We start from the raw sequence: 1,907 nt of genomic DNA on the forward strand, positions 1-1,907 counted from the left end.
TGTTTAGGGTTGTAGGACGCCTGCCCCGATCCATCGGCACGTCAACTCGCCCAGACGCCCGCGGGCAGGCGTCCTACAAGCCCCAAGGGAGGAAACCGCGGAGTGCCCCGACGTGGTCTGAACCTTTCACCGCTATGGCGATTCGTTCAGTCCCATTGAAGGCACGGCGGATAAAAACGTGGGCAAATCAGAGCTTGGGCAACCGCGATCGCATCAGCGACGCTGCTGGGCATTGCTATATGCCGGACCGACCAGCACCGGATTGCCTGCGGGGAGTCGTAGGCGCAAGCGTCCCCTATGAGCTCTCTTTGCCGAAGAGCCGACAGTTGACGTGTGCATCCTGACGCGATGGCTTTCATGCGTGGGCTCGCTCAACAGGCGGTGCCCGGATAGGTCTGCTGCGCTGGAGCAGGTCAATGATGATCATCGGCGAGCCACAATGCCGGCAAACGAACGCCGGCGACGCTGCGACTGTAGCGAAATCGTTCGCACTGCCGCCGATAGTGGTGGACGCAGCGCCCAGCAACTCGCGTATCTTCGCGAGATTCGCGCGCCGCGATGGGTTGGCGAGCAGGCCGTAATGGCGGATGCGGTGGAAACCGCCAGGCAATACGTGTAATAGGAAGCGACGCGTGAACTCACCTGTTTCGAGGGTCATGGTCTTGTTGCGGGTGCGTCCGTTCACGCGGTAGTCCTTCCAGCGGAAGGTAACGCCGTCTTCGTCGAGCGCGACCAGGCGTTGGTTGGAGATTGCGACGCGGTGGGTGTAACGCGACAGGTAGGCGAGCACCGCTTTAGGTCCGGCAAACGGGCGCTTGGCATACACGACCCACTCGGATGCGTGCATTGGCGCGAGCCACTTGGCAAAGGCTGCGATATCGTTGAGCCCGGCGTATTCGCCGAAGAACCGCAACTGCCCCCGGCGATAGGTCACTTCAAGTTCTTCGAGGAAGCGCCGGCGAAACAGGCGCGAGAGTACGCGCACCGGAAGGAAGAAGCCCGGCCTGCACGCTATCCACCGGCTTCGGTCCGGCGATAATCCGCCACCGGGAACGATGCCGTGCACATGGGGATGATGGGTGAGCGCCGAGCCCCACGTATGCAGAACGAGCGTGGCGCCGATCTGCGCTCCAAGATGCTTCGGATCAGCGGCAATAGTGCGCAACGTTTCGGCCGCGAGATCGAACAGCAGCCTGTAAATGACGGGCTTGTTGTAATACGCAATCGCGCTGATCGCAGCGGGTAGCGTGAAGACCACGTGGTAGTACTCGACGGGCAGGAGATCGGCCTCGCGCGCTTCCAGCCAGCGACGCGCCGCGCCAGCCTGGCACCGTGGGCAATGTCTGTTGCGGCACGAGTTGTAGGCGACTTCGATCGCCGCGCATCCTTCGCAGCGCAGCAGGTGCCCTCCCAGCGCCGCGGTGCGGCACTGTTCGATTGCGGACATGACCTTCAACTGCCCGAGGCTCAGATTAGCGGAGCGATGCCACGCTGGACCAAGAGAGCGGAAGACGTCTGCGACCTCAAGCGCGCGATGCGCCACGATGAGAGCTACTCAGTACGCAAACTCTCGAGAGGGCTGACCACCTCGCGCAGAATATCGGTGGCAACCTGGGCATAAAGCGCTGTGGTCTCAAGCTTCTTGTGTCCGAGCATGACCTGGATCACCCGGATATCGACCTTCTGCTCGAGCAGATGCGTGGCAAAGCTGTGCCGCAAGGTATGCATGGACACGCGCTTGTCGATTCCCGCAGCCTCGGCTGCAGCATGAACCGCTCGGTTGAGCTGACGGGTGCTGAGCGGTTCGATCGGGTTAAGTCCGGGAAACAACCAGCCTCCGTCGAGCATCTTTCCCTGAGCTCGTGCAACCCGCCACCAGACCCGCAAACGCTCAAGCAGGATCGGCG

At 62.0% G+C, this 1,907-nt stretch carries 2 protein-coding genes; both read right to left on the bottom strand.

Features of this window, described 5'->3' with window-relative positions; all coding sequences use genetic code 11:
* Positions 1-355 precede the first annotated feature (355 nt).
* The gene (locus QCE79_RS32630; RefSeq protein ID WP_309851504.1) at positions 356-1,543 is read right to left on the bottom strand and encodes an IS91 family transposase; all 1,188 of its coding nucleotides are present in this window, start codon (positions 1,541-1,543) and stop codon (positions 356-358) included.
* Between the two features lie 8 nt (positions 1,544-1,551).
* Positions 1,552-1,907: tyrosine-type recombinase/integrase (locus tag QCE79_RS32635; protein ID WP_309851507.1), on the bottom strand; the 356-nt coding region annotated here is incomplete at its 5' end.

The organism is Caballeronia sp. LZ003 (assembly GCF_031451465.1).
In the GTDB taxonomy this organism is placed as follows: domain Bacteria; phylum Pseudomonadota; class Gammaproteobacteria; order Burkholderiales; family Burkholderiaceae; genus Caballeronia.